This window comes from Burkholderia stabilis (assembly GCF_001742165.1).
Taxonomy (GTDB): domain Bacteria; phylum Pseudomonadota; class Gammaproteobacteria; order Burkholderiales; family Burkholderiaceae; genus Burkholderia; species Burkholderia stabilis.
Genome location: NZ_CP016442.1, coordinates 3,528,697 through 3,552,356, shown reverse-complemented (window position 1 = coordinate 3,552,356; position 23,660 = coordinate 3,528,697). Strand labels below are relative to the sequence as shown.

Annotated in this window: 24 protein-coding genes, 1 other RNA gene, 1 pseudogene and 1 riboswitch; of the genes and pseudogenes, 10 read left to right on the top strand and 16 right to left on the bottom strand. The window is 67.5% G+C overall.

Translation table 11 applies throughout. The annotated features are described in order from the left end of the window. Positions 1 to 46: 46 nt before the first annotated feature. The 5 genes and pseudogenes from cobC to BBJ41_RS16520 all read right to left on the bottom strand — a co-directional run. Entirely contained in the window at positions 47 to 631 is a 585-nt protein-coding gene (cobC, locus tag BBJ41_RS16540) for an alpha-ribazole phosphatase (RefSeq protein WP_069747297.1), read from the bottom strand. Continuing rightward, positions 616 to 1,392 carry an adenosylcobinamide-GDP ribazoletransferase gene (locus BBJ41_RS16535; protein ID WP_069747296.1) on the bottom strand — a complete coding sequence of 259 codons (777 nt, stop codon included), beginning with the start codon at positions 1,390 to 1,392 and terminating at the stop codon, positions 616 to 618. Before BBJ41_RS16535 ends, cobC begins: the two co-directional genes overlap by 16 nt. Further along, positions 1,382 to 2,437 (bottom strand): nicotinate-nucleotide--dimethylbenzimidazole phosphoribosyltransferase, encoded by a 1,056-nt coding sequence (gene cobT, locus BBJ41_RS16530; protein WP_069747295.1) that lies wholly within the window; start codon positions 2,435 to 2,437, stop codon positions 1,382 to 1,384. Before cobT ends, BBJ41_RS16535 begins: the two co-directional genes overlap by 11 nt. A gap of 52 nt (positions 2,438 to 2,489) precedes the next feature. Further along, the gene (locus tag BBJ41_RS16525) at positions 2,490 to 3,305 is read right to left on the bottom strand and encodes an ABC transporter ATP-binding protein (protein ID WP_069747294.1); all 816 of its coding nucleotides are present in this window, start codon (positions 3,303 to 3,305) and stop codon (positions 2,490 to 2,492) included. After that, positions 3,302 to 4,382 (bottom strand): annotated as a pseudogene (locus BBJ41_RS16520) (FecCD family ABC transporter permease); the annotation flags it as partial. The pseudogene BBJ41_RS16520 and the gene BBJ41_RS16525, both read right to left, overlap by 4 nt. A 202-nt stretch (positions 4,383 to 4,584) precedes the next feature. After that, a riboswitch (cobalamin riboswitch) is annotated at positions 4,585 to 4,839 on the bottom strand. 154 nt (positions 4,840 to 4,993) lie between these two features. On the opposite strand from BBJ41_RS16520, the gene BBJ41_RS16515 reads away from it, so the two are divergent. From BBJ41_RS16515 to BBJ41_RS16495, 5 genes are all read left to right on the top strand, one after another. Beyond that, positions 4,994 to 5,344 (top strand): ATPase, encoded by a 351-nt coding sequence (locus tag BBJ41_RS16515; protein WP_069747293.1) that lies wholly within the window; start codon positions 4,994 to 4,996, stop codon positions 5,342 to 5,344. Continuing rightward, entirely contained in the window at positions 5,341 to 5,655 is a 315-nt protein-coding gene (locus BBJ41_RS16510) for a cell division protein ZapA (RefSeq protein WP_006478091.1), read from the top strand. Before BBJ41_RS16515 ends, BBJ41_RS16510 begins: the two co-directional genes overlap by 4 nt. Before the next feature lie 80 nt (positions 5,656 to 5,735). After that, positions 5,736 to 5,917, top strand: a non-coding RNA gene (gene ssrS, locus BBJ41_RS16505) — 6S RNA. A gap of 71 nt (positions 5,918 to 5,988) precedes the next feature. Beyond that, positions 5,989 to 6,450, top strand: coding sequence for an EVE domain-containing protein (locus BBJ41_RS16500; RefSeq protein ID WP_069747292.1), 462 nt, complete (start codon positions 5,989 to 5,991; stop codon positions 6,448 to 6,450). A gap of 180 nt (positions 6,451 to 6,630) precedes the next feature. After that, positions 6,631 to 7,371, top strand: coding sequence for an SIMPL domain-containing protein (locus BBJ41_RS16495; RefSeq protein ID WP_069747291.1), 741 nt, complete (start codon positions 6,631 to 6,633; stop codon positions 7,369 to 7,371). A 97-nt stretch (positions 7,372 to 7,468) separates the two neighbouring features. Here the strand turns inward: BBJ41_RS16495 and lgt are convergent, their stop codons facing one another. Together lgt and BBJ41_RS16485 are read right to left on the bottom strand one after the other, a co-directional pair. Beyond that, positions 7,469 to 8,365, bottom strand: a complete 897-nt coding sequence (lgt, locus tag BBJ41_RS16490; RefSeq protein ID WP_069747290.1) for a prolipoprotein diacylglyceryl transferase — start codon at positions 8,363 to 8,365, stop codon at positions 7,469 to 7,471. Positions 8,366 to 8,454: 89 nt separating this feature from the next. Beyond that, complete coding sequence (locus BBJ41_RS16485; protein ID WP_069747289.1) at positions 8,455 to 9,369, bottom strand: LysR family transcriptional regulator; 915 nt, start codon at positions 9,367 to 9,369, stop codon at positions 8,455 to 8,457. A 135-nt stretch (positions 9,370 to 9,504) separates the two neighbouring features. On the opposite strand from BBJ41_RS16485, the gene ilvD reads away from it, so the two are divergent. Beyond that, entirely contained in the window at positions 9,505 to 11,178 is a 1,674-nt protein-coding gene (gene ilvD / locus BBJ41_RS16480) for a dihydroxy-acid dehydratase (protein WP_069747288.1), read from the top strand. 127 nt (positions 11,179 to 11,305) lie between these two features. After that, positions 11,306 to 11,632, top strand: coding sequence for a c-type cytochrome (locus BBJ41_RS16475; RefSeq protein ID WP_069747287.1), 327 nt, complete (start codon positions 11,306 to 11,308; stop codon positions 11,630 to 11,632). Positions 11,633 to 11,779: 147 nt separating this feature from the next. On the opposite strand, the gene BBJ41_RS16470 is transcribed toward BBJ41_RS16475, so the two are convergent. Genes BBJ41_RS16470 through BBJ41_RS16460 form a run of 3 tightly spaced genes read right to left on the bottom strand, consistent with a single transcriptional unit; the run spans position 11,780 to position 14,496 of the window. Continuing rightward, positions 11,780 to 12,508: a DUF2486 family protein gene (locus BBJ41_RS16470; protein ID WP_069747286.1), complete on the bottom strand. Its 729-nt coding sequence runs from the start codon at positions 12,506 to 12,508 to the stop codon at positions 11,780 to 11,782. Between the two features lie 25 nt (positions 12,509 to 12,533). Further along, a complete protein-coding gene (locus BBJ41_RS16465; RefSeq protein WP_021160787.1) occupies positions 12,534 to 12,950 on the bottom strand; it encodes a DNA polymerase III subunit chi in 417 nt (138 codons plus the stop codon). Positions 12,951 to 12,984: 34 nt separating this feature from the next. After that, a complete protein-coding gene (locus tag BBJ41_RS16460) occupies positions 12,985 to 14,496 on the bottom strand; it encodes a leucyl aminopeptidase (RefSeq protein ID WP_069747285.1) in 1,512 nt (503 codons plus the stop codon). 122 nt (positions 14,497 to 14,618) lie between these two features. On the opposite strand from BBJ41_RS16460, the gene lptF reads away from it, so the two are divergent. Genes lptF through BBJ41_RS16445 form a run of 3 tightly spaced genes read left to right on the top strand, consistent with a single transcriptional unit; the run spans position 14,619 to position 17,273 of the window. Further along, positions 14,619 to 15,710: an LPS export ABC transporter permease LptF gene (lptF, locus tag BBJ41_RS16455; RefSeq protein WP_069747284.1), complete on the top strand. Its 1,092-nt coding sequence runs from the start codon at positions 14,619 to 14,621 to the stop codon at positions 15,708 to 15,710. A 3-nt stretch (positions 15,711 to 15,713) separates the two neighbouring features. Continuing rightward, positions 15,714 to 16,862 carry an LPS export ABC transporter permease LptG gene (gene lptG / locus BBJ41_RS16450; RefSeq protein WP_069747283.1) on the top strand — a complete coding sequence of 383 codons (1,149 nt, stop codon included), beginning with the start codon at positions 15,714 to 15,716 and terminating at the stop codon, positions 16,860 to 16,862. 27 nt (positions 16,863 to 16,889) lie between these two features. Further along, the gene (locus BBJ41_RS16445; RefSeq protein ID WP_069747282.1) at positions 16,890 to 17,273 is read left to right on the top strand and encodes a sirohydrochlorin chelatase; all 384 of its coding nucleotides are present in this window, start codon (positions 16,890 to 16,892) and stop codon (positions 17,271 to 17,273) included. A gap of 76 nt (positions 17,274 to 17,349) precedes the next feature. Here the strand turns inward: BBJ41_RS16445 and cobA are convergent, their stop codons facing one another. From cobA to BBJ41_RS16415, 6 genes are all read right to left on the bottom strand, one after another. Then, positions 17,350 to 18,099, bottom strand: coding sequence for a uroporphyrinogen-III C-methyltransferase (gene cobA, locus BBJ41_RS16440; protein ID WP_069747281.1), 750 nt, complete (start codon positions 18,097 to 18,099; stop codon positions 17,350 to 17,352). A gap of 61 nt (positions 18,100 to 18,160) precedes the next feature. Further along, positions 18,161 to 19,477, bottom strand: coding sequence for a sulfate adenylyltransferase subunit 1 (locus BBJ41_RS16435; RefSeq protein ID WP_069747280.1), 1,317 nt, complete (start codon positions 19,475 to 19,477; stop codon positions 18,161 to 18,163). Positions 19,478 to 19,499: 22 nt separating this feature from the next. After that, entirely contained in the window at positions 19,500 to 20,462 is a 963-nt protein-coding gene (gene cysD, locus BBJ41_RS16430) for a sulfate adenylyltransferase subunit CysD (RefSeq protein WP_069747279.1), read from the bottom strand. 76 nt (positions 20,463 to 20,538) lie between these two features. Next, entirely contained in the window at positions 20,539 to 21,288 is a 750-nt protein-coding gene (locus tag BBJ41_RS16425; RefSeq protein WP_069747278.1) for a phosphoadenylyl-sulfate reductase, read from the bottom strand. Continuing rightward, positions 21,285 to 21,827: a DUF934 domain-containing protein gene (locus BBJ41_RS16420; protein WP_069747277.1), complete on the bottom strand. Its 543-nt coding sequence runs from the start codon at positions 21,825 to 21,827 to the stop codon at positions 21,285 to 21,287. Before BBJ41_RS16420 ends, BBJ41_RS16425 begins: the two co-directional genes overlap by 4 nt. Positions 21,828 to 21,852: 25 nt before the next feature. Next, on the bottom strand, positions 21,853 to 23,532 hold the full coding sequence (locus tag BBJ41_RS16415; protein WP_069747276.1) for a nitrite/sulfite reductase: 1,680 nt from the start codon (positions 23,530 to 23,532) through the stop codon (positions 21,853 to 21,855). Between the last annotated feature and the right edge of the window lie 128 nt (positions 23,533 to 23,660).

The window sequence follows — 23,660 nt, the reverse complement described above, 5'->3', positions numbered from 1 at the left end:
CGGTTTGGCTGCACGTTGTGCCGCTCGCATGTAGACGCGAGCGAACCTATTCATCCCAGTGCACGACTTCCCATGCTCGCGCCGCGTCATGCGAGCACAGCCAGACGACTCCCCCCGTCGGCACCGGCCGCGACAGCATCGTTTCGATCGGCACATGCAACACATGGGACGCGAACGCGCGGATCACACCCGCATGCGTGACCGCCCATTGCGGCCCGTCGAATTGCGCCACCGCATCGGCCCGCTGCACGACACGCGCGGCGAACTGCACAACGCTTTCGCCGCCATGCGCGCATGCATGCATCAGGTCGGCCGCCCACGCATCGAGCGCCGCGCGGTCGATATCGTCCCAGCGCTGCATTTCCCACGCGCCGAAATCCATTTCCTGCCAGCCTGCGTCGCGACGCAGCGGCACGTCGAACGCTCTTGCGAGCCGCTCGGCGACCGACGCGCATCGCGTCAGCGGGCTCGTCCACAATTGTTCGGGCGGCGGCGCACCGAGCGCCGACAGATGCGCATGCACGGCATCCGCGCCGGCATCGGCCGTTGCGGCGAGCGGCACGTCGCTGCGCCCATAGCAAACGCCCGGCTCGACGCCCACGGCCGGATGACGGATCAGGACGATGTCCATCCGAGCACCACGAGATAGATCGCCAGTTCACTCAGTTGCTGCGCGAAGCCGAGACAGTCGCCCGTATAACCGCCGATCCGCTTCACGAAATAGCGTGCCGCCCACGCGCGCACGAGCACGAGCGCGACGCATGCAGCGATGCCCGCGCGCCAGTCGGGCCAGAACAGCCACGGCAATCCGAACAGCGCCGCGACACACGCCGCGCGCGCGCCCATTCGTTGCGCGACCGGCTTCGCCTTGCCTTCGGGCCGCACATAGTCGAGCGACATCAGCAGGCTCACGGCCGCCGCGCGGCTCGCCGCGTGCGCGGCAATCATCGTCCATGCGGCGCGCAGCGGCGGCATCGCCGCGAGCGCCTGCCACTTCAGGCCGAGCGCGATCACGAGCGCGACCGCGCCGAACGTGCCGATCCGCGAGTCGTGCATGATGCGCAGCACGTCGTCGCGCGTGTAGGCGCCGCCGAACGCATCGCAACTGTCGGCAAGACCGTCTTCGTGGAATGCGCCGGTCGCGAGCAGCGTCGCGGCCATCGACAGCCCGACCGCGATCGACGCGGGCAGCACGCGCAACGCGGCGAGATAGACGAGCGCGCCCCACGCGCCGACGCACGCCCCGACGAGCGGGAAATAGCGCGCGGCCTGGTCGAGATCGCCGGCCGCGTAGCCGATCGCACGCGGCACGGGCACACGTGTGAAATAACCGAGCGCGACGAAGAAGTAGCGCAGCTCGGCACGCACGCCGCGCGCGCGATCAGGCGTCACGATTGTCGACGCCGGCGGACTCGAAGCTCGCCATCTCGCTGAGGAACGCAGCCGCCGCGCGCACGAGCGGCAGCGCGAGCGCCGCGCCCGTGCCTTCGCCGAGCCGCAGGTCGAGCGCGAGCAGCGGCTTCGCGCCGAAATGCTCGAGCATGCGCCGGTGCCCGGCCTCGTGCGACGTATGCGAGAACACGCAGTAGTCGCGCACGCCGGGCGCGATGCGCTCGGCGACGAGCAGTGCGGCCGTCGCGATGAAGCCGTCGACGAGGATCGTCATCCGCTCGCTCGCGGCCGCGAGATACGCACCCGTCATCATCGCGATCTCGAAGCCGCCGAACGTCGCGAGCACGTCGAGCGGCGCGATCGCGTGCGAATGCTTGACGAGCGCGCGGCCGAGCACCGCGCGCTTGTGCGCGAGGCCCTGGTCGTCGAGGCCCGTGCCGCGCCCGACGCAGGCGTCGACCGGCACGCTGAGCAGGCGGCTCATCAGGCACGCGGCCGACGACGTGTTCGCGATCCCCATCTCGCCGAAACCGATCACGTTCGTGCCGAGCGATGCGTGCAGGCGCACGCGCGCCGCGCCGGCCGCAAGCGCCGTCATCGCTTCGTCGCGCGTCATCGCCGGCTCCGCCGCGAAGTTGCGCGTGCCGCGCGCGACCGGCAGCGATACCAGCCGGTCGGACAGCGGCAGCGGCGACGCGACGCCCGCATCGACGATCTCGAGCACGCTCTGCGCGACGCCCGCGAACGCGTTGATCGCCGCGCCGCCGGCCAGGAAGTTCGCGACCATCTGCGCGGTCACGGCTTGCGGATAAGGACTCACGCCCTCGGCCGCGATCCCGTGATCGCCGGCGAACACGATCATCACGGGACGCTGCACGACGGGCTGCTCGGTGTGCTGGATCAGGCCGATCTGCAACGCGACCGCCTCGAGCTGGCCGAGGCTGCCGGGCGGCTTGGTCTTGTGGTCGATCACGTGCTGCAGGCGCTTGCGCAGCGCTTCGTCGAGCGGCGCGATCGCGGGCGGGAAGTGGGTCGGAGTCGTCATCGGGAAGCCGTGTCGTGGGCGCGGCGTGTGCCGCGCATCGGAAAGGGAAAGGTCATTGTCGCTCGGGCCACGCGGGCAGCAGCGCGTCGCGGCCGTTTTCGCGGATCAGCACCAGCGGATAACCGAACGCGTCGCTCGCGCGCTCGGGTGTCAATACGTCGTGCACGGGGCCGGCCCACGCTTGGCCGCGGCCGTCGAGCAACAGCGCGTGCGTCGCGAAACGCCGCGCGAGATTCAGGTCGTGGCACGAGAACAGCACGGTGCGCGGTCCGGCGTCGAGCCATGCGGCCAGCGCGGTCAGGCAATCGATCTGGTGATGCAGGTCGAGATGCGCGAGCGGCTCGTCGAGCAGCATCAGCGGCGCGTCCTGGCACAGCGTCGCGGCCAGCGCGACGCGCTGCCGCTCGCCGCCCGACAGCGACAGCACGTCGCGCGACGCGAGCGCGGTCAGGCCGAACGTCGCGAGCGCATCGCGCGCGGCCGCGCGATCGCCGTCGCGCTCCCAGCCCCAGCCACCGAGATACGGAAAGCGGTTGAGCAGCACCGTGTCGAATACGGTCGCGCTGAACGCGTCGTGCAGTTGCTGCGGCATCAGCGCGCGGCGCTGCGCGAGCGGCGCGGGCAACCATGCGCCGAGCGGCCGGCCGTCGATCTCGACCCGGCCGCCGGCCGGCGGCTGCAGCCCCGCGAGCGTCGCGAGCAGCGTCGTCTTGCCCGCACCGTTCGGCCCCGCGACGCACCAGATCTCGCCGGGGCGGAACGCGTGCGTAAAACCGTCGAGCAGCGTGCGTTCGCCGGCCTTCAGCGTCAGGTCGACGGTCGCGTAGATCATGTCGCCGTCGGTGGCGTGCCGTGCGGCATCCGTCATCGCATCGGCCTCCTCAACAACATCCACAGGAACACCGGCACGCCGATCAACGCCGTCATCACGCCGACCGGCAGTTGCGCGGGGGCGATCGCGGTGCGCGCAAGCAGGTCGGCCGCCATCACGCCACCGCCGCCCGCGAGCATCGCGGCCGGCAGCAGCATCCGCTGGTCGTTGCCGAATGCGAGCCGCAACGCGTGCGGCACGACGAGACCGACGAAGCCGATCGTGCCGGCCGTCGTCACCGCAGCCGCGGCAGCCAGCGACGCGACGAGATAGATCCGCACGCGCAGGCGCGCGACGGGTACGCCGAGCGCAAGTGCCGTCGCATCGCCGCGCAGCAGCACGTTCAGTTGCGGCGCGGCCGGCAGCGCGATGCATGCGGCCAGCAGCAGCGCCCCCCATGCGAACCATGGCGCGGTCACGCCGTTCAGGTCGCCGGTCAGCCAGAAGATGATCCCGCGCAGCCGCGCATCGGGCGCGAGCGACAGCAGTAGCGTGACGAGCGCCCCCCCACCCCGCGGCGATCACGACGCCGGTGAGCAGCAGCCGCGGTGACGCGTCGCGCGACTCGCCACGCCACAGCTCGCGGCGCGCGAGGCCGAGCACGAGCGCGACCGACACGAGCGAACCGGCGAACGCCGATGCGTCGACGAGCCACCATGCGCCGCCCGCGATCATCGCGACGAGCGCGAAGCCGGCCGCGCCGCCTGACACGCCGAGCACGTACGGATCGGCGAGCGGATTGCGCAGCAACACCTGCAGCAACGCGCCGGCCAGCGCGAGCAGCGCGCCGCACGCGAAGCCTGCGAGCGCGCGCGGCAGGCGCAGCGTACGAACGATATCGGCGAACAGCGCGTCGCCGCCATGCGGCACGAGCGATGCGAGCGCCTGCCACGGCGACATCGGCACGCTGCCGATCGACAACGACGCGACGAACAGTAACGCGACCACGGCGGCCAGCGCGGCCCAGATCGCGGCGGCGCGCGCGGCGCTCATGCTGCCCTCCGCCGGGTGGGCGACGCGCCGCGCACCGGCCGGCTACAGCGGCCGGCCGGGCGCGACATCGGCGCGGTGCGGCGTGTCGTAGGCATAACCAAGCTCGTGGTCCTTGTCGGTCAGAGGGTCGATGGGCGCGTCAACCGTCCGGCGGTCGCCCGGTTCGAGCGCATCACCAAGATGGCAGAAATCGGCGCCGCCGACGATTGGGGTCAGCATCGAAGAAGATCCCGTGAAGCACTGCGCACCCCGCTTCCCCGCAGGCCACGCGTCACGAAGCCCGTGCGGGCTCCCCGCCTCGGCCGGTATCCGGGCTGGCGGCGTACCGGCTCGCCTTCCCGCGCTAAAAACGCGCAGTGGCCCGTGCCCGCCTGCAAGACCTGCACGCGGAGCACGCCTGAGCCGGCCTGCGTCATGCGACGCGGCCGCTTACCGTTGCGGGGGCAGCGCAGGTTGGCGGCCTTCTGGCGAAGCCCGCGCCCTGCTTCCCGTTTAACCGCGCGTTCCACGCGCGAGCACCGAGGCGGCGCCAGTTTAGGAGCCGGTCGCGCGAGCGTCAAGGAAGCGCCCGGACACGCACGGGACGCGTCCATTCGCGGCAAGAAGCAGGGGTGTTACGACTGGAAACGTTACAGATGTCGGATTGCGCGTTATTCCGCGCTAAAATGCTGGGTCTTTAGAGGACGCAGCAAATGCTCAACGAACTCGAAACCTTATCTCAAAATATTGGCCGTCTGATTTCGCTGAACAAGCGCTATCACTCGGAACGGCTCGCGCTCGAGGAGCAGGTCGCGCAATTGCGCGCGGAAGCGGACACGGTCCGCGCGGAACTCGCGGAACTGCGCGACGAACGCAATGCGCTCGCAGCCGAGCGCGACACGCTGTCGGCGAAAATCGACGACGCACAGGTGAAACTGAACGCGATTCTCGAAAAGCTTCCACGCTCGAAAAGCGCGGAGCAAGCCGACAACCAGCTCGACCTGCTGGACGGGCAGGCGCGTACGGATGGCGATGACGCGGCCAGCCACGGAGAACATGCATGAGCACCAAGCAGATCGAAGTCTCGATTCTCGGTCAGCCCTATCGTCTCGCCTGTTCGGCCGAGACCGAAGCGGCGCTGCTCGAAGCGGTCGCGCGCGTCGATGCCGAGATGTCGAAAATCCGCTCGAACAGCTCGGTACGCGGCACCGATCGCATCGCGGTCATGGCAGCGCTGTCGCTCGCATCGGAATTGCTGCGGCTGCAAACGAGCGTGCGGCACGGTGAAGCATTTCCGGCGGAGGAAATCCGTCGTACAATGCACCAGATGAACGAACAGCTCGGCGCGGTGCTCGCACAGCACGAGACGCAGTAACGTTTGATCGATGCGTCGATTCCCCTTGATCTCGGCGATCAACGGTGGTCAAATTGGCGCATCGAAATACAGTTCAGTCAGCTTCCCTGCCTGGTTCGCCAAGGTCATATATTCCTTGAACCAATGCCATGTGCACGGTTGCGGAAATTTGTAGCACGGGCGCGCGCGTCACTCTGTCTGATGTACCCGAAGTGCTGCTAACTGCGACCAATTCTGAACCTCAGGTTCAGGATGCCGGCCTAGCGGCCAAGGCGGGGGCCTATCCAACGGCATCGGGCACGTCCCGATGCCGTTTCCTTTTGTAGCAGCCTCTTTCTGCGTCGATCACGATCCATGCAATACTGGCTGATGAAGTCCGAACCGGACGAAGCAAGCATCGACGATCTCGCCAACGCACCGCAGCGCTCGCTGCCGTGGACTGGCGTGCGGAACTATCAGGCGCGCAATTTCATGCGCGACACGATGAAGATCGGCGACGGCGTGCTGTTCTATCACTCGAGCTGCCCCGAGCCGGGCATCGCGGGCCTCGCCGAAGTATCGTCTACGCCCTACCCCGATCCCACGCAGTTCGATCCGAAAAGCCCCTATTACGACCCGAAATCGACGCAGGAAACGCCGCGCTGGCTGCTCGTCGACGTGCGCTTCGTGAAAAAGGCGCCGCTCGTGCCGCTCGCCGCACTGCGCGAACACGACGAACTCGCCGACATGCGCGTGCTCGCACGCGGCAACCGGCTGTCGATCACGCCCGTGACGCGCGCCGAATGGCGGTTCATCACCGAAAAGCTGATGAAGTAAGCACGCGCCAAAGGTCAAATCTGGTCAGCAGGCGCCGCACGCACGGAACTCAAGGGTCTTTCACGTGGCCTAAGCAACCGCTGTCGGCCGATCGGGCCGGCTGTCGTTTTTTTGTCGCGCGGTACGCCCGCGTCGCGCACGCGTGATCCGCGTGTGCGCCCTCGCACAAGGAGTCCAACAATGACCAAGAAATCCGCACTCGCGCTGTCGCTTGCACTCGCCGCCGCCGTTCCCGTCGCGCTGACGCTTGCGTCGCCCGCCGCGCACGCGCAGACTGCAAACCCGCACTTTCCGGAGCCGGCCGGCGTACTGTCGCTTTCGTCGCAGGCCAGCGCCGACGTGCCGCAGGACATCATCCACATCACGCTGTTCTACGAGCAACAGGCAAAGGACCCGGGCAGCCTGACGTCCGCGTTGAACCAGCGCGCCGATGCGGCACTGTCGCAGGCGAAGGGCGTATCGGGCGTCACCGCGCACACGGGTGCGTTCTCCGTGTATCCGAGCACCGATCGCGACGGGAAGATCTCCGCATGGCGCGGCCGCACCGAGGTCGCGCTCGAATCGCGCGATTTCGCCGCGGCATCGAAGCTGGCGGGCCAGTTGTCGAACCTGATGCAGGTTGCCAACGTCGAGTTCTCGCTGTCGCCCGAAGCACAGCGCACGGCCGAGCAGAAGCTCACCACCGAGGCGATCAAGTCGTTCCGCGCGCGCGCGGACGAAGCGGCGAAAGCATTCGGCTACAGCAGCTACACGATCCGCGACGTGAACGTCGGCAGCGGCCGCAACGTGCAGCCGTACACGCGCATGATGGCGATGGCCGCGGCGCCGATGGACAGCGCGAAGATGAGCGCGCCGATCGCCGTCGAAGGCGGCAAGGCCACCGTGTCGGTCACGGTCAACGGTTCGGTGCAGATGAAGTAACGCGCATCGCGCGGCAGTCGAATACGAAAACGCCGGCCCTCGGGCCGGCGTTTTTCATTTGCTTGCGTGTTGCCGATGCGCGCGCATCGGCATCGCATCATGCAGCCGCATTCGCGTTCGTCGCGCGGCGGCGATACGCCCACACCATCAGCGCAACGCCCGCGAGGATCATCGGCAGCGACAGCCACTGCCCCATCGACAGGCCGAGCGCGAGCAGGCCGAGGAAATCGTCGGGTTCACGCGCGAACTCGACCGTGAAGCGCGCGAGGCCGTAGCCGATCAGGAACAGTGCTGACACAGCGCCCATCGGCCGCGACTTGCGCGAGAAGAAGAACAGCGTGAAGAACAGCGCGATGCCTTCGAGCGCAATTTCGTAGAGCTGCGAAGGATGGCGCGGCAGCATCTGGTATTGCATGAACACGTCGGCGAGATGCCACTTCTCGACGAGCTCCGGATGCTTCGGCAGCCATGCCGCATCGTCGCGCATCGCGCCCGGGAACAGCATCGCCCACGGTGCGCCCGGATCGGTCACGCGGCCCCACAGCTCGCCGTTGATGAAATTGCCGAGCCGTCCGGCCGCCAGCCCCGTCGGCACCATCGGCGCGACGAAATCGGTGACTTGCAGCCAATGACGCTTGCGCTGCCATGCGAACAGCATCATCGCGAGCGTCACGCCGAGAAAGCCGCCGTGAAACGACATGCCGCCCTCCCACACCTTGAACACGTCGAGCGGATGCGAGAAATAGAAATCGGCCTTGTAGAACAGCACGTAGCCGAGGCGGCCGCCGAGCACCGTGCCGAGCACGCCGTAGAACATCATGTCGTCGATGTCCTTCGCGGTCCAGCCCTGCGCCGCGACGTGCGGCAGTTTCAGGCGGATTCGGCCGACGACGATCGCCGCGATGAAGCCGACGAGATACATGAGGCCGTACCAGCGCACGGCCAGCGGCCCGAGATGGATCGCAACGGGGTCGAAATTCGGGTGAATGATCATGGGTTAGCGAAGAAGTTTTCGAATGCGGTACGGCCGTCGCAAACGCGCAGCACCGCGCTTTGGACGGCGCCGGCGCGCCATCGTTCACGTCACGGCGCAACGCCCTGCGCGCGCACCACGTCGATGAAACCGGCGAGCACGGGGCTCACGTCGCCCGTGCGCCACACGAGGCCCGTCTCGACGACCGGCGCTTGACCGGCGAGCGGCCGGTAGACCACGCCGGTGCGCCGCAGGTTACGCAGCGATTGCGGCACCAGTGCGACGCCCATGCCGGCCGACACGAGGCTGACGATCGTCTGCATCTGGATCGCCTCCTGGCCGATGCGCGGAGTTTCCCCCGCCGCGCCGTAGCAGCCCGTAATGATGTCATAAAAGCCGGGCGCCAAACGACGCGGAAAGATCACGAGCGGCAGCGCGGCGACATCGGCGAGACGCACGGGCTCGTCCTCGGGCGCGTCCGATGCCGCCGCCGGCATCGCGACCACCAGCGGCTCGCGCACGACGCTCAGGTACGACAGCCCGGCCGCATGACGCGGCGGTACGGGCGGAATGACGAGCCCCGCGTCGATGCGGCCGGCGACGAGCTCGTCGATCTGCACGTCGCTCGTCGCCTCGGCGAGCTGCAGGCGCACCTGCGGATAGCGCGCGCCGAACGCACGCAGCAGCGACGGCAGCAGCCCGTAATCGGCGGTCGACACGAACGCGAGCGACAACGAGCCGGCCTCGCCGCGCGCAAGCCGCCGCGCGAGCGGCGGCAGCGCATCGGCCGACGCAAGCAGCCGGCGCACGTCGGGCAACAGCGCCGCGCCGACCGCCGTCAGCGCCACCGACCGTTTCGTACGGACGAACAGCGCGACGCCGAGCGCATCCTCGAGCGCGCGGATCGCCTGCGACAGCGGCGGCTGCGTCATCGACAGGCGTTCGGCCGCACGGCCGAAATGGCGCTCGTCGGCAACGGTTGCGAAATAGCGCCACTGGCGCAGGTCGGGCGTCGGATCTGCCATGCGTCACTCATTCGCGAAACGACTTAATAAGCGACAAATAATATATTGGACATCCCAATCCGGAAACTCCATTCTTGTTTGATCCAACCCGGCACGCCGCTCACGGGCGTTGCCCAGACAACGATGGAGTCCCCCATGTCGTACAACCGTCGCTCGAAGCACATCACGCAAGGCGTGGCCCGTTCGCCGAACCGCTCGATGTATTACGCACTCGGCTACCAGAAGGAGGATTTCGACAAACCGATGGTCGGCATCGCCAACGGCCACTCGACGATCACGCCCTGCAATTCCGGCCTGCAGCGCCTGTCGGACGCGGCCGTCGAGGCCGTGAAGGCGTCCGGCGCGAACCCGCAGATCTTCGGCACGCCAACGATTTCGGACGGCATGTCGATGGGCACCGAAGGCATGAAGTACTCGCTCGTGTCGCGCGAGGTGATCGCCGACTGCATCGAAACCTGCGTGCAGGGCCAGTGGATGGACGGCGTGGTGGTCGTCGGCGGCTGCGACAAGAACATGCCCGGCGGCATGATCGCGCTCGCGCGCCTGAACGTGCCGGGCATCTATGTGTACGGCGGCACGATCCGCCCCGGCCACTGGAAGGGCCGCGACCTGACGATCGTGTCGTCGTTCGAGGCCGTCGGCGAATTCACCGCGGGCCGGATGTCGCAGGAGGATTTCGACGGGGTCGAGCAGAACGCGTGCCCCACGTCGGGCTCGTGCGGCGGCATGTACACCGCGAACACGATGAGCTCGTCGTTCGAGGCGCTCGGGATGTCGCTGCTGTATTCGTCGACGATGGCGAATCCCGACCAGGAGAAGGTCGATTCGGCCGCCGAATCGGCGCGCGTGCTCGTCGAGGCCGTGAAGCGCGACCTGAAGCCGCGCGACATCATCACGAAGGAAGCGATCGAGAACGCGGTGTCGGTCATCATGGCGACGGGCGGCTCGACCAATGCGGTGCTGCACTATCTCGCGATCGCGCACGCGGCCGAGGTCGAGTGGTCGATCGACGATTTCGAGCGCATCCGCAAGCGCGTGCCCGTGATCTGCGACCTGAAGCCGTCGGGCCGCTACGTCGCGACCGACCTGCACAAGGCCGGCGGAATTCCGCAGGTGCTGAAGATCCTGCTCGATGCGGGGCTGCTGCACGGCGACTGCATGACGATCACCGGCCGCACGATCGCCGAGGAACTGAAGGACGTGCCGGGCGTGCCGCGCGCGGACCAGGACGTGATCTTCCCGATCGATCGCGCGCTGTACAAGGAAGGCCACCTGGCGATCCTGAAGGGCAATCTCGCCGAAGACGGCGCGGTCGCGAAGATCACCGGCCTGAAGAACCCGGTGATCACGGGCCCGGCGCGCGTATTCGACGACGAGCAGAGTGCGATGGATGCGATCCTCGGCGACCGGATCCGCGCGGGCGACATACTCGTGCTGCGCTATCTCGGCCCGCAAGGCGGCCCCGGCATGCCGGAAATGCTCGCGCCGACGTCCGCGATCATCGGCAAGGGGCTCGGCGAATCGGTCGGCTTTATCACCGACGGCCGCTTCTCGGGCGGCACCTGGGGCATGGTGGTCGGCCACGTCGCACCTGAAGCGTTCGTCGGGGGCACGATCGCGCTCGTGCAGGAAGGCGACTCGATCACGATCGATGCGCACCGGCTGCTGCTGCAACTGAACGTCGACGATGCCGAGCTCGCGCGCCGCCGCGCCGCGTGGCAACAGCCGGCGCCGCGCTACACGCGCGGCGTGCTCGCGAAGTTCGCGGCGCTCGCCCGCCCGGCGAACAAGGGCGCGGTCACGGGTTGACGACGTTTCGTCACAGCATGCGACCCCGATAAAAATGGCCGCCGGGGGAACGCGCAAAACGCGCTTTCCCTTTGCTTTTATAATGCGCGGACCATGAAGCCGGCCGTCCCCGCCGGCGGAGAACCGCATGAAACAGACGATATTGCGCGCGCTGCTCGTGACGCTGCTGGCCGGCGGCGCGGCGGCCGCGCGCGCCGACCAGGCCGACGGGCTCGCGCTTGCGCAGCGCAAGAACTGCATGGCCTGCCACGCGGTCAGCAAGCCGCTGATGGGTCCGTCGTTCCGCGACATCGCCGGCAAGTATGCGGCGCGCGGCGACGCCGTCGATTACCTGGCCCAGTCGATCGTGAAAGGCAACGTCGGGGTATGGGGCAGCGTGCCGATGCCCGCAAATACGCAACTGACGAGCGCCGAAGCCCATACGCTCGCGCAATGGGTGTTGTCGCTGCACTGAACCGGACACCCCGGACGGGGATCGCCGTTATTGTGCCCGGCGCCGCCGGCTGGCGGGCCTGCATCGGCTGACCGGCACCGCGCCGGCAGCATTGCCGGCGCCTGCTCGAACCGCACCCCGTTTTCTGTCGCCGAAACGACCGTCCGTTCAGCCTGAATGGCCGGTACGGCGCCGCGCGATCTCTTCATCGACCGCGTCGCGCACCCAGTCCATCACCTCGGTTTCGAGCGCCAGCGCCACCTCGCGCGTAATCTGCCCGACGAGCCAGGCCGAATGCTCGTGCAGCGCGTCGCGGCAGCGGGCCTCGATGGCCTCGCGCCCTTCTCCGGTCAGATAGTTCGTCAGACGATTGCGCAGGCGCTCGGCAATGTGTTGCGCATCTTCCGGCGTCAGCCCTGCAGCCGCTTGCGGCGCTGTGGCCGCCACGACCGCCTCCGGCATCGCCGTTTCGGCTGGTTGCCCGAGCGCTTCGTGCGCAACCGCGGCGAACGCGTGCTGCGGCAGGTCGCCGCCGGCCAGCGACGACAGCAGCGGCGCATTCATCGCCGCCGCATCTTCAGCCACCACGTGCCCGGCAGCGCCGGGCTCGGCCGGCGCATCGGTCTCGCCCATCGCCGCCGCGGCAGCCGCCGCCACGTCGCCCGGCAACTCGACCGCCGGCACATGCGGCGTCGGCACCGGTTCGATCACGACGGATTCGGGGTCGGCTACATGTTTCGCGGACGTGTCCGGCTCGACCACGTCGGTCAGTACCGGAATCGCCGGGCTATCGTGCGACAGACGCGCATCGGGCGCGGGCGAGCGCGCCGGCACCGGCTTGCCCGGCACCAGCACGTCGGTGAGCGTCGGGATCGAGGATGAATCGGCTTGTGTCACGGGAACACTCCGTCGACGGTTGCGGCTAGCTGCCCTGCTTGTAATTGTTCAGCGCGTATCCGCGGTCGCGATAGAAGCGGTAGCGGTCGCGGCCCGCGGCCAGCTCGTCCGGCGCGTTGCCGACCACCTCGAGCAGGCGCTCGAAGCGGGCGAACTGCGCGGGTACGGCCGCACCGAGGTTCAGCAGCACGTGATGATGCGGCGCGCGGTCGAGATCGGCGGCCAGCACGATCGGCGTGCCGGCTGCGTGCTCGCTGTCGACGCCGCAATGCGGGATGAAATCGAGCGGCGAGAACGTCCAGAGCCGCTCGTCGAGCGCGCGCAGGCGCGCGGGCTCGGCGAGCACGACGACCGGCTGCCCGGCCTGGTAGGCCTTGCGCAGCAGCCGGCACGCGTACGCGAGCGAATCGCCGACGTTCGAGTGGAAATCGATCCGCGTCATTGCCCGCGTACCCGCATCGTCGTCAGCACCGCCATCATTGGCCGGCGCGGTCGATCAGGAACTGCGCGAGCAACGGCACCGGACGCCCCGTCGCACCCTTCGCGGCGCCGCCCTTCCATGCGGTGCCCGCGATGTCGAGGTGGGCCCACGGATAGCTCTCGGTGAAGCGCGACAGGAAGCACGCGGCCGTCACGGCGCCGGCCGGACGCCCGCCGATGTTCGCGAGATCCGCGAAATTCGACTTCAGCTGGTCCTGGTACTCGTCGTCGAGCGGCATGCGCCACGCCGGGTCGTTCGCTTCGCGCGACGCGTCGAGCAGTTCGCCCGCGAGCGCGTCGTTGGTCGAGAACAGGCCGCTGTTGTGGCCGCCCAGCGCGATCACGCATGCGCCCGTCAGCGTCGCGACGTCGATCACGGCAGCCGGCTTGAAGCGCTCGGCATACGTGAGCGCGTCGCACAGGATCAGGCGGCCTTCGGCGTCGGTGTTCAGCACCTCGATCGTCAGGCCCTTCATGCTGGTGACGATGTCGCCCGGCTTCGTCGCGTTGCCGCCCGGCATGTTCTCGCAGGTGGGCACGATCGCGACGACGTTGATCTTCAGGCCCATCTCGGCGACCGCGCGGATCGTGCCGAGCACGGAGCCGGCACCGCACATGTCGTACTTCATCTCGTCCATGCCCTCGCCCGGCTTCAGCGAGATGCCGCCCGTGTCGAACGTGATGCCCTTGCCGACCAGCACGACCGGCGCGGCCTTCGCGGCGGCGCCCTGGTAGTGCAGCACGATGAATTGCGGCGGCTCGACCGACGCGCGTGCGACCGACAGGAACGAGCCCATCTTCAGCGCCTGGATCTGCTTGAGCCCGAGGACTTCAGCCTTCAGGCCCCAATCCTTCGCGATCTTCTTCGCGGTGTTGCCGAGGTAGGTCGGCGTGCAGACGTTGCCGGGCAGGTTGCCGAGATCGCGGGTGAGATCCATCCCGTTCGCGAGCGCGACGGCCTGCTTGACCGCGACCTTCGCGGCCTTTTCGTCGGACGGATCGACGCTGAACACGACGCGCTTGAGCGTGTGCGACGCCGGTTCCGGCTTGCTCTTCATCTGCGTGAAGCGGTAGGTCTCGTTGCGCAGCGCGAGAATCGCCGCGCGCACGCCCCAGTCGGAGCTGCGCTCGTCGACCGGCAGCTGCGCGAGCGTGAACGTGACCTGGACGACCTTGGTCGCCAGCAGCGCGCGCCAGGCGGCCGTAACGGCGTCGTTATAGGCTTTCTGGTTGAAAGCGTCCTGCTTGCCGAGGCCGACGAGCAGCACGCGCGACGCGCCGATGCCCGATACTTCGTGCAGGAACAGCGTCTTGCCGCGCTTGCCGTCCATGTCGCCGGCCTTCACCACGCGCGAAATCAGTCCCTTTGTGGCCGTGTCGATGTCGAGCGCCGCGCCCGAAAGCGTCTGCGCCTCGAAGATGCCGAGCACGATGCAGTCGGATTTCCCGGTCAGGAACCCCTTGGCCTCGCCTTTGCTCCAATCACAGCCTTTTATGCTAAAGTCCATCGCGCTTGTCCTCGGATAAAATCTGGGCTAAGGATGAAAGCCGCAATTATCCGCTATTTTTCCCGTGGCGGCGCGAGCGCTCCACCACGCGTGCGCAGCCTCCCGCCCTCTTCTCATCAAGAATGATCTTCGAACGCTCCCTCCAGCGCGAGCTTGCGTATACGGCTGGCGCCGTGTTCATGGTGCTGCTCACGATCATGCTCACGACGATGATGATCCGCATCGTCGGCTACGCCGCGTCCGGTGAAATCGATCCGCGGGACGTGCTCGTGCTGATCGGCCTGACCGTGATCGGCTACCTCGCCGTGATGCTCGTCGTCACGCTGTTCGTATCGATCCTGTTCGTGCTGACCCGGTGGTACCGGGACTCCGAAATGGTGGTGTGGCTCGCGTCGGGCGTGAGCCTCACGCGCCTCATCAAGCCGATCGGCGTGTTCGCCACGCCGATCATCCTGCTGATCGCCTTCTTCGCGTTCGTCGGCTGGCCGTGGTCGAACCAGCAAAGCAAGATGATCAAGGCGCGCTTCCAGCAGCGCGACGAAATTTCGCTGCTCGCGCCGGGCCAGTTCCGCGAATCGGCCGCGAACCACCGCGTGTTCTTCATCGAGAAGATGACGCCCGACCAGAGCAAGGTGCAGAACGTATTCGTGACGTCGACCGAGAACGGCAAGGTCAACGTCGTCGTGTCGCAGACGGGGCACACCGAGACGCGGGACGGCAGCCGTTTTGTCGTCCTGGAAGACGGCCGCCGCTACGACGGCACGCCGGGCCAGCCGAACTTCAAGATCATGGAGTTCGAGCGCTACGGCGTGAAGATCACGAGCACGCCGGTCACCAACGTGCCGACCACCAACAGCACGCCGACACCCGACCTGCTGCGCAACCCGACGCGCGACAACCTCGCGGAATTCGCGTGGCGCGCGGGGCTGCCGCTGATCGCGATCAACCTGATGGTGCTCGGCATTCCGCTGTCCTACCAGAACCCGCGCCGCAGCCGCACGATCAACCTCGTGATGGCCGTGCTGATCTACCTGACGTACTCGAACCTGCTGAACGTCGTGCAGGCGCAGATCGAGCAGGGCAAGATGTCGTTCGGCGTCGGCCTCGTCGGCCTGCACCTGGTGGTCGCGGCGATCGTCGCGTTCATCTTCTGGTTGCGCGTGCGCAATCGTCCGCTGTTTACACGCGCGCTGTTCGGCCGCTCGGGAGCATGATCGATGCGGCTCTATGAAAAGTACTTCGCGCGACAGATCTACGTCACGTTCGTCTTCATCCTGTTCGCGTTCTCGGGCCTGTTCTTCTTCTTCGACCTGATCAGCGAACTGAACTCGGTCGGACACGGCAACTACAAGTTCGGCTACGCGGTGCTGCGCGTCGCGCTGCAAACGCCGTCGCGCTTCTACGAGATCATTCCGGTCGCCGCGCTGATCAGCGCGATCTACGTGTTCGCGCAGATGGCCGCGAACTCCGAATTCACGATCTTCCGCGTGTCGGGCCTCGCGACCAACCAGGCGTTGCGCTCGCTGCTGAAGATCGGCGTGCCGCTCGTGATCATCACCTACCTGATCGGCGAATTCGTCGGCCCGTACGCCGACCAGCTGTCCGAACGCGTGCGGCTGCAGGCGCTCGGCGCGTCGGTGTCGTCGAACTTCCAGTCGGGCGTGTGGGTGAAGGACACGCTCGCGGCCCGCGAAAACGGCGAGCAGGTCACGCGCTTCGTCAACGTCGGCAGCCTGTCGCCCGACTCGACGATCAGCAACGTGCGCATCTACGAGTTCGACTCGAAATTCCAGCTGCAGAACGTGCGGATCGCGCAGACGGGCCGCTACGAGCCGCCCGGCCACTGGCTGCTGAAGGGCGTCACCGAGACCGAACTGACGCCGATCAAGCCGATCAGCGGCCAGCCGCCCGACGCGCTGAACCCCGTGTACCGGTCGCAGCAGGTATCGCTGCCCGAATACCGGCTGCGCTCGGACCTGACGCCGCAGATCCTGTCGGTGCTGCTCGTGTCGCCGGAACGCATGTCAATCTTCAACCTGTTCCGCTACATCCAGCACTTGCGAGAAAACCAGCAGGACACGCAGCGCTACGACATCGCGCTGTGGCGCAAGCTGCTGTATCCGTTCGCGGTGTTCGTGATGCTCGTGCTGTCGCTGCCGTTCGCGTATCTGCACACGCGCGCGGGCGTGGTCGGCGTGAAGGTGTTCGGCGGCATCATGCTCGGCATGAGCTTCCAGCTGCTCAACACGCTGTTCTCGCACATCGGCACGCTGAACACGTGGCCCGCGCCGCTGACGGCCGCGACGCCGGGCCTCATCTATCTCGCGCTCGGCCTGTTCGCGCTGAAGTGGGTCGACCGGCACTGAGCGCCGCGTCACGACGGAGGTTTCGACATGCATTCGCACGGCATCGTCCTGTTCGGCCACGGCGCCCGCGACCCGCGCTGGGCCGAGCCGTTCGAGCGGCTCGCCGCGCGGCTGCGCGGTGCCGCCTCCCCCGCATCGCACGTGTCGCTCGCGTTCCTCGAATTGATGACGCCGTCGCTCGGTGAAGCCGTCGCCGCGCAGGTTGCCGCCGGCTGCGCGCGCATCACCGTGGTGCCCGTGTTCTTCGGCCAGGGCGGCCATGTGCGCCGCGACCTGCCGCAGCTCGTCGACGCGTGCCGCGCCGCGCATCCCGGCGTCGAGATCCGCTGTGCCACGGCCGTCGGCGAAGACGACGGCGTGCTCGACGCGATCGCGCGTTATTGCATCGACCAGATCGGCGGCGACGCATAAGCGAAACGGCGTCCCCAAATGAAAAAAGCGCTGGCTTCCGCCAGCGCTTTTTTTTCGAACGACGGTCGAGCCCCGCTCAGGCAGCATCCCGCAACGAATCGCCCGCCTTCGCCTGTGCTGCGCGCTCGGCGAACGCGTCGCCGATCATCAACAGGCTCGGTTCCGCCGGATCGAGCCACGCCTGCGCGTCGCCCGCCGCCATCTGCGCGAGCGTCAATGTCAGCGAGCGTTCGCGCGCGGTGCTGCACGCCTCGACGATCGCCACCGGCGTCGCCGGCGCACGGCCGGCGTCGATCAGTTCCTGCGCGATGCCGGGCGCGCTGTCGCGGCCCATGTAGTAGACGATCGAATCGGCGCGCGCGGCTTCGCGGATCTCGTCGCTGCCCGGCGCGCGGCTGTGCGTCGCGAACGCGACGCTGCGCGACACGCCGCGCAACGTCAGCGAGCGCTTCAGCGTCGCCGCGCCGGCCAGCGCCGCCGTGATGCCCGGCACGACCTCGTAGTCGATACCGGCCGCCTCGAGCGCGCGCATTTCCTCTTCCGCGCGGCCGAACAGCATCGGGTCGCCGCCCTTCAGCCGCACGACGCACGCGTGCTCGCGCGCCGCATCGACGATCTGCTTGTTGATGAAGTGCTGCGCCGTGGAGCGCTGCCCGCAGCGCTTGCCGACCGCGATCCGGCGCGCGTTCGGCGCGTAGTCGAGCATCGCGGGCTCGACGAGCGCGTCGTGCAGCACGACGTCGGCCTTGCCGAGCAGCCGCGCGCCGCGCACCGTGATGAGGTCCGCCGCGCCCGGCCCTGCTCCGATCAGATACACCTTGCCCATGTTTGTCGCTTCGCTTGTCCTGCGGACGGCGGCGCCACGCGCCGCCGCGCAGTTGACCGGATTACGCCGAAAACGCGCGGATCATGCCCGCGGCGACCGTGTGGTGCGTCGCCTCGTCGATCAGCACGAACGCGCCCGTGCCCGGATGCGCATCGTACGTGTCGCAGACGATCGGCTTCTGCAGCGTCAGCGCGACGCGGCCGATGTCGTTCATCTTCAGGTCGTGACGGTCGGTCGCGTGCGACAGCGTGTGCACGTCGAGCACCTGCTTGACCGCGCCGATCTTCGCGAACACCGTGCTCGTGGTCTGCTTCAGCAGGTACTTGCGTTGCGGCGACAGCGGCGTTTCGTCGAACCAGCACAGGTCGGCCTCGAGCTTCTTGGCCGGCTCGACGGGCTCGGCGGTCGTGACGAACATGTCGCCGCGCGACACGTCGACATCTTCCGCGAGACGGATCGTCACCGTCTGGCCCGCGAACGCTTGCGCGACCGATGCGGTGCCGCCCGTCACCGGCGCGACGATCTCGGCGACCGTCGCGGTGCGGTTCGACGGCAGCACGACGATCTCGTCGCCGACCTTCACCTCGCCCGACTCGATGCGGCCCATGTAGCCGCGGAAATCATCAGCCGAGCTGCCGTCCTGGCGCGCGACCCACTGCACCGGGAAGCGCAGCGCGTCATGCGCCTGCGTCTCGACCGGCAGCGATTCGAGCACGTCGAGCAGCGGCTCGCCCGCGTACCAAGGCATGCGCTCGCTCGCGCCGACGATGTTGTCGCCCTTCAGCGCCGACACCGGCACGAAGCGCACGTCGTTCAGGCCGAGCTGCTTCGCGAGCGTGACGTACGCGTCGCGGATTTCGTTGAAGCGCGCTTCGCTGTAGTCGACGAGGTCCATCTTGTTGATCGCGACGATCACGTGCTGCAGCGCGAGCAGCTTGACGATCGCGCTGTGGCGCTTGGTCTGCGGCAGCAGTTCCGCAACGCCGTTCTCGACCGTCACGCGCGTCGCGTCGACCAGGATGATCGCCGCGTGCGCGGTCGACGCGCCCGTCACCATGTTGCGCGTGTACTGCTCGTGGCCCGGCGTGTCGGCAATGATGAACTTGCGCTTCGCGGTCGCGAAGTAGCGGTATGCGACGTCGATCGTGATGCCCTGCTCGCGCTCGGCTTCGAGGCCGTCGGTCAGCAGCGCGAGGTCGAGCTCGTCGCCGACCGTGCGCTTGTTCTTCGCGCGCGACAGCGCGGACAGCTGGTCGGACAGCACGGCCTTGCTGTCGTACAGCAGGCGGCCGATCAGCGTGCTCTTGCCGTCGTCGACGCTGCCTGCGGTAATGAAGCGCAGCACGCCGAGGTCTTCGTGATTTTCGATGATGCTCATGATGTGAATGTCCTCGTGTGCTTCAGAAATAACCTTGCTTCTTGCGCTGTTCCATCGCGGCTTCGGATGCCTGATCGTCCATCCGGGTCGCGCCGCGCTCGGTGATCTCGGTCACCGCCGTCTCGGCGATGATCTTTTCCACGTCGTCCGCGTCGCTCTCGACCGGGCACGTGCAGCTGATGTCGCCGACCGTGCGGAAGCGCACCTGCGCAAGCTCGCTCGTCTCGCCCTCGCGCATCGGCGTGAGCGGCGTGACCGGCACGAGCAGCCCGTTGCGGCGCACGATCTCGCGCTCGTGCGCGTAGTAGATCGACGGCAGCTCGAGGTTCTCGCGCGCGATGTACTGCCACACGTCGAGTTCGGTCCAGTTCGAGATCGGGAACACGCGCAGGTGTTCGCCCTTGTGCAGACGCGCGTTGTACAGGCTCCACAGTTCCGGGCGCTGCGCCTTCGGGTCCCACTGGCCGAATTCGTCGCGGAACGAGAAGATGCGCTCCTTCGCGCGCGCCTTCTCTTCGTCGCGGCGCGCGCCGCCGATCAGCGCGGTGTAGCCGTACTGTTCGATCGTCTCGAGCAGCGTGACGGCCTGCGCGGCGTTGCGCGAATCGGTTTCGCGGCGCAGCACGACCGTGCCGCGCTTGATCGAATCCTCGACGTGGCCGACGACCAGCTCGGCGCCGAGCTCTTGCGCGCGGCGGTCGCGGAAGTCGATCACTTCCTCGTAGTTGTGGCCCGTATCGATGTGCACGAGCGGGAACGGCAGCGTCGTCTTGCGGTTCGCGCCGAGGCCGAACGCCTTCAGTGCGAGGTGCAGCACGACGACCGAATCCTTGCCGCCCGAGAACAACAGCGCCGGCTTGCTGCACTCGGCGACCAGTTCGCGCAGGATGTGGATCGACTCGGCTTCGAGCCAGTCGAGGTGGCCCATGCGGCTGTCGGCGCCGGTGGGCGGGGCAAAGGCGGATTGCTCGAGCGTCGTGCTCATGATTTCAGTCCTTCTCTTCTGGGTTCGTGCCGACCGCTGTCGCGGCCGGCCCAATATTCAGTTTCTTGTAGGGTATTCAGTGCGCGGCGCCGGCTTCGGCAGTCGCGGGAATCGGCGTGATCGTGATGTGCAGCCCGCATTCCTTCGTGTCGCGCGACTCCCACCACCAGCGGCCCGCCCGGCTGTCCTCGCCGGGGCGGATCGCGCGCGTACACGGCTCGCAACCGATGCTCGGGTAGCCGCGCGCGTGCAGCGGATTCACCGGCACGTCGAATGCCTCGAGGTACGCCCAGACGTCGGCTTCCGTCCAGTCGGCGAGCGGATTGTACTTCGCGATCCCGCGCGCTTCGTCCTGCTCTTCCTCGTGCAGCTCGGCACGCGTGACCGACTGCTCGCGGCGCTGGCCCGTGACCCATGCGCCGACGTCGGCCAGCGCGCGGTTCAGCGGCTCGACCTTGCGGATGTGGCAGCACGACTTGCGCAGCTCGACGCTCTCGTAGAACGCGTTCAGCCCGTGCTCGGCAACATATTGATCGACCGCGTCCTGCTGCGGATGGAACTGCTCGATCTCGTAGCCGTAGCGCTCGCGCACGCGGTCGATCATGCCGAGCGTTTCCGCGTGCAGGCGGCCCGTGTTCAGCGAGAAGATGCCGATCGACACGCCTTTCGACAGGATCGCGTGCGTCAGCAGCATGTCTTCCGCCGCGAGGCTGCTCGCGAACTTCACCTTCTCGTGACGTGCGCCGATCTGCGCGAGCAGCGCGTCGAGACGCTCGACCTTCGCGGCGAGCTCCGGCGTCAGCGCGGTGGCGGTCGCGGTGCTCATGCGCTCACCTTCGCGTCAGCCGCGGCCGCACGGCGGCGAAACAGCGGCGCCGGCTCGTCGAACGCGCCCTGGTAACGCTGCGTGAATTCCGTGAAGGCATTCAGCGCGTCGTGGATGTCCTTGTCGGCACGCACCGCGAACGCGTCGAAGCCGCAACGCGACATGTACAGCAGTTGATCGCGCAGCACGTCGCCGATCGCGCGCAGTTCGCCCGTCCAGCCGTAACGCTCGCGCAGCAGGCGGCCGATGCTGTAGCCGCGGCCATCCGCGAAACGCGGGAAATCGACGGCGATCAGCGAAATCGCACCGAAATCGGCGGCGAGATCGGCCGGCTCGCTGTCCGGCGCGAGCCACACGCCGAGTTCGTCTTTCGTCTTCGCGGCGACGAGCGCTGCGCGCTCGGCCTGCCACAACGCGAACGGCACCAGCACCTTGCCGGCCGGCAATGCGTCGACCGCGGGCAGCGCACCGTCTTCCGCCGCGCGCACGACCTGCCATGCGTCGTCGGTCACTGCGCGGTTCTTGATAATCGAAGCCATCTGCAAATTCCTTCTACCCGGTTGGTTACGCGTTCACTGCCTGGCGCGCCGCATACACGCGCTCCTTGAACGGCGCGATGCCGATGCGGTCGTACGTGTCGACGAAGCGCTCGCCGTCGATGCGCGCTTCGACGAACGTGTCGATCAGCTTCGCGATGACGTCCGGCACTTCTTCCGCCGAGAACGACGGCCCGATCACGCGGCCGAGGCGCGCGCCGTTCTGGCCCGTGCCCTGCTCGCCGCCGAGCGACACCTGGTACCACTCGGCGCCGTCCTTGTCGACGCCGAGGATGCCGATGTTGCCGACGTGGTGGTGACCGCACGAGTTCATGCAACCGGAAATGTTCAGCGACAGGTCGCCGAGATCGTACACATAGTCGAGATCGTCGAAGCGCTGCTGGATCGCCAGCGCGATCGGGATCGACTTCGCATTCGCGAGCGAGCAGAAATCGCCGCCCGGGCACGCGATGATGTCGGTCAGCAGGCCGATGTTCGGCGTCGCGAAACTGGCAGCCTTCGCCTTTTCCCACACCGCGAACAGGTCGCGCTTCTTCACGTTCGCGAGAATCAGGTTCTGCTCGTGCGACACGCGCAGCTCGCCGAGCGAGTATTCGTCGGCCCAGTCGGCGACCAGCTCCATCTGCTGGTCGGTCGCGTCGCCCGGCGCCACGCGGTGATCCTTCAGCGACAGCGTGACGGCGGCGTAGCCCGGCACCTTGTGCGGCGCGACGTTGCGCTCGACCCAGCGCGCGAACGCCTTGTTCTCGAGCAGGTGCTGTTCGAACGATGCGTCGGTATCGGCCAGCTTCTCGTAGACGGGGGGCTGGAAATACTGCGACACGCGGTCGACTTCAGCCTGCGTGAGCGTCGACGGGCCGTCCTTCAGGTGCTGCCACTCTTCCTCGACCTGCTGCGCGAATTTCGCGGGCGACAGCGCCTTCACGAGAATCTTGATGCGCGCCTTGTACAGGTTGTCGCGGCGGCCGAAGCGGTTGTACACGCGCAGCACGGCTTCGCAGTACGTGAGCAGGTGCTGCCACGGCAGGTCTTCCTTGATCACCGCGCCGATGATCGGCGTACGGCCGAGGCCGCCGCCCGCGAGGATGCTCGCGACCACCTCGCCCTGCGCGTTCTTCTTCAGGTACACGCCGAGGTCGTGGATCTGCACGGCCGCGCGGTCGTGCTTCGAGCCCGACACCGCGATCTTGAACTTGCGCGGCAGCCACGCGAATTCGGGATGGAACGTCGACCATTGACGCAGGATTTCCGACCACGGACGCGGATCGATCTCTTCGTCCTGCGCAACGCCCGCGAACTGGTCCGCCGTGATGTTGCGGATGCAGTTGCCCGAGGTCTGGATGCCGTGCATCTGCACCGACGCGAGCTTCGCGAGGATCTCGGGCGTGTCTTCGAGCTGGATCCAGTTGAACTGGATGTTCGAGCGGGTCGAGAAATGGCCGTAGCCGCGGTCGTGTTCGCGGGCGATGCGCGCCAGCATCCGGAGCTGGTCGCTGCGCAGGTTGCCGTACGGAATCGCGATCCGGTGCATGTACGCGTGACGCTGCATGTACAGGCCGTTCTGCAGACGCAGCGGGCGGAATTCTTCTTCGCTCAACTCGCCCGACAGGCGGCGGCGCACCTGATCGCGGTACTGCGCGACACGTTCGTCGACGATCGTCTGGTCGTATTGGTCGTACTGATACATTCGGGGACCCCAGGGGTTTTCGTGGTGACCGCGCGACGTCCTAGCCACGTCGCGCCCGAATCTCCGTTGCATCGTCACCGCCGCCATCCGCTGCCGGGTGGATTGCTAATGACGAAAACAGATATCCA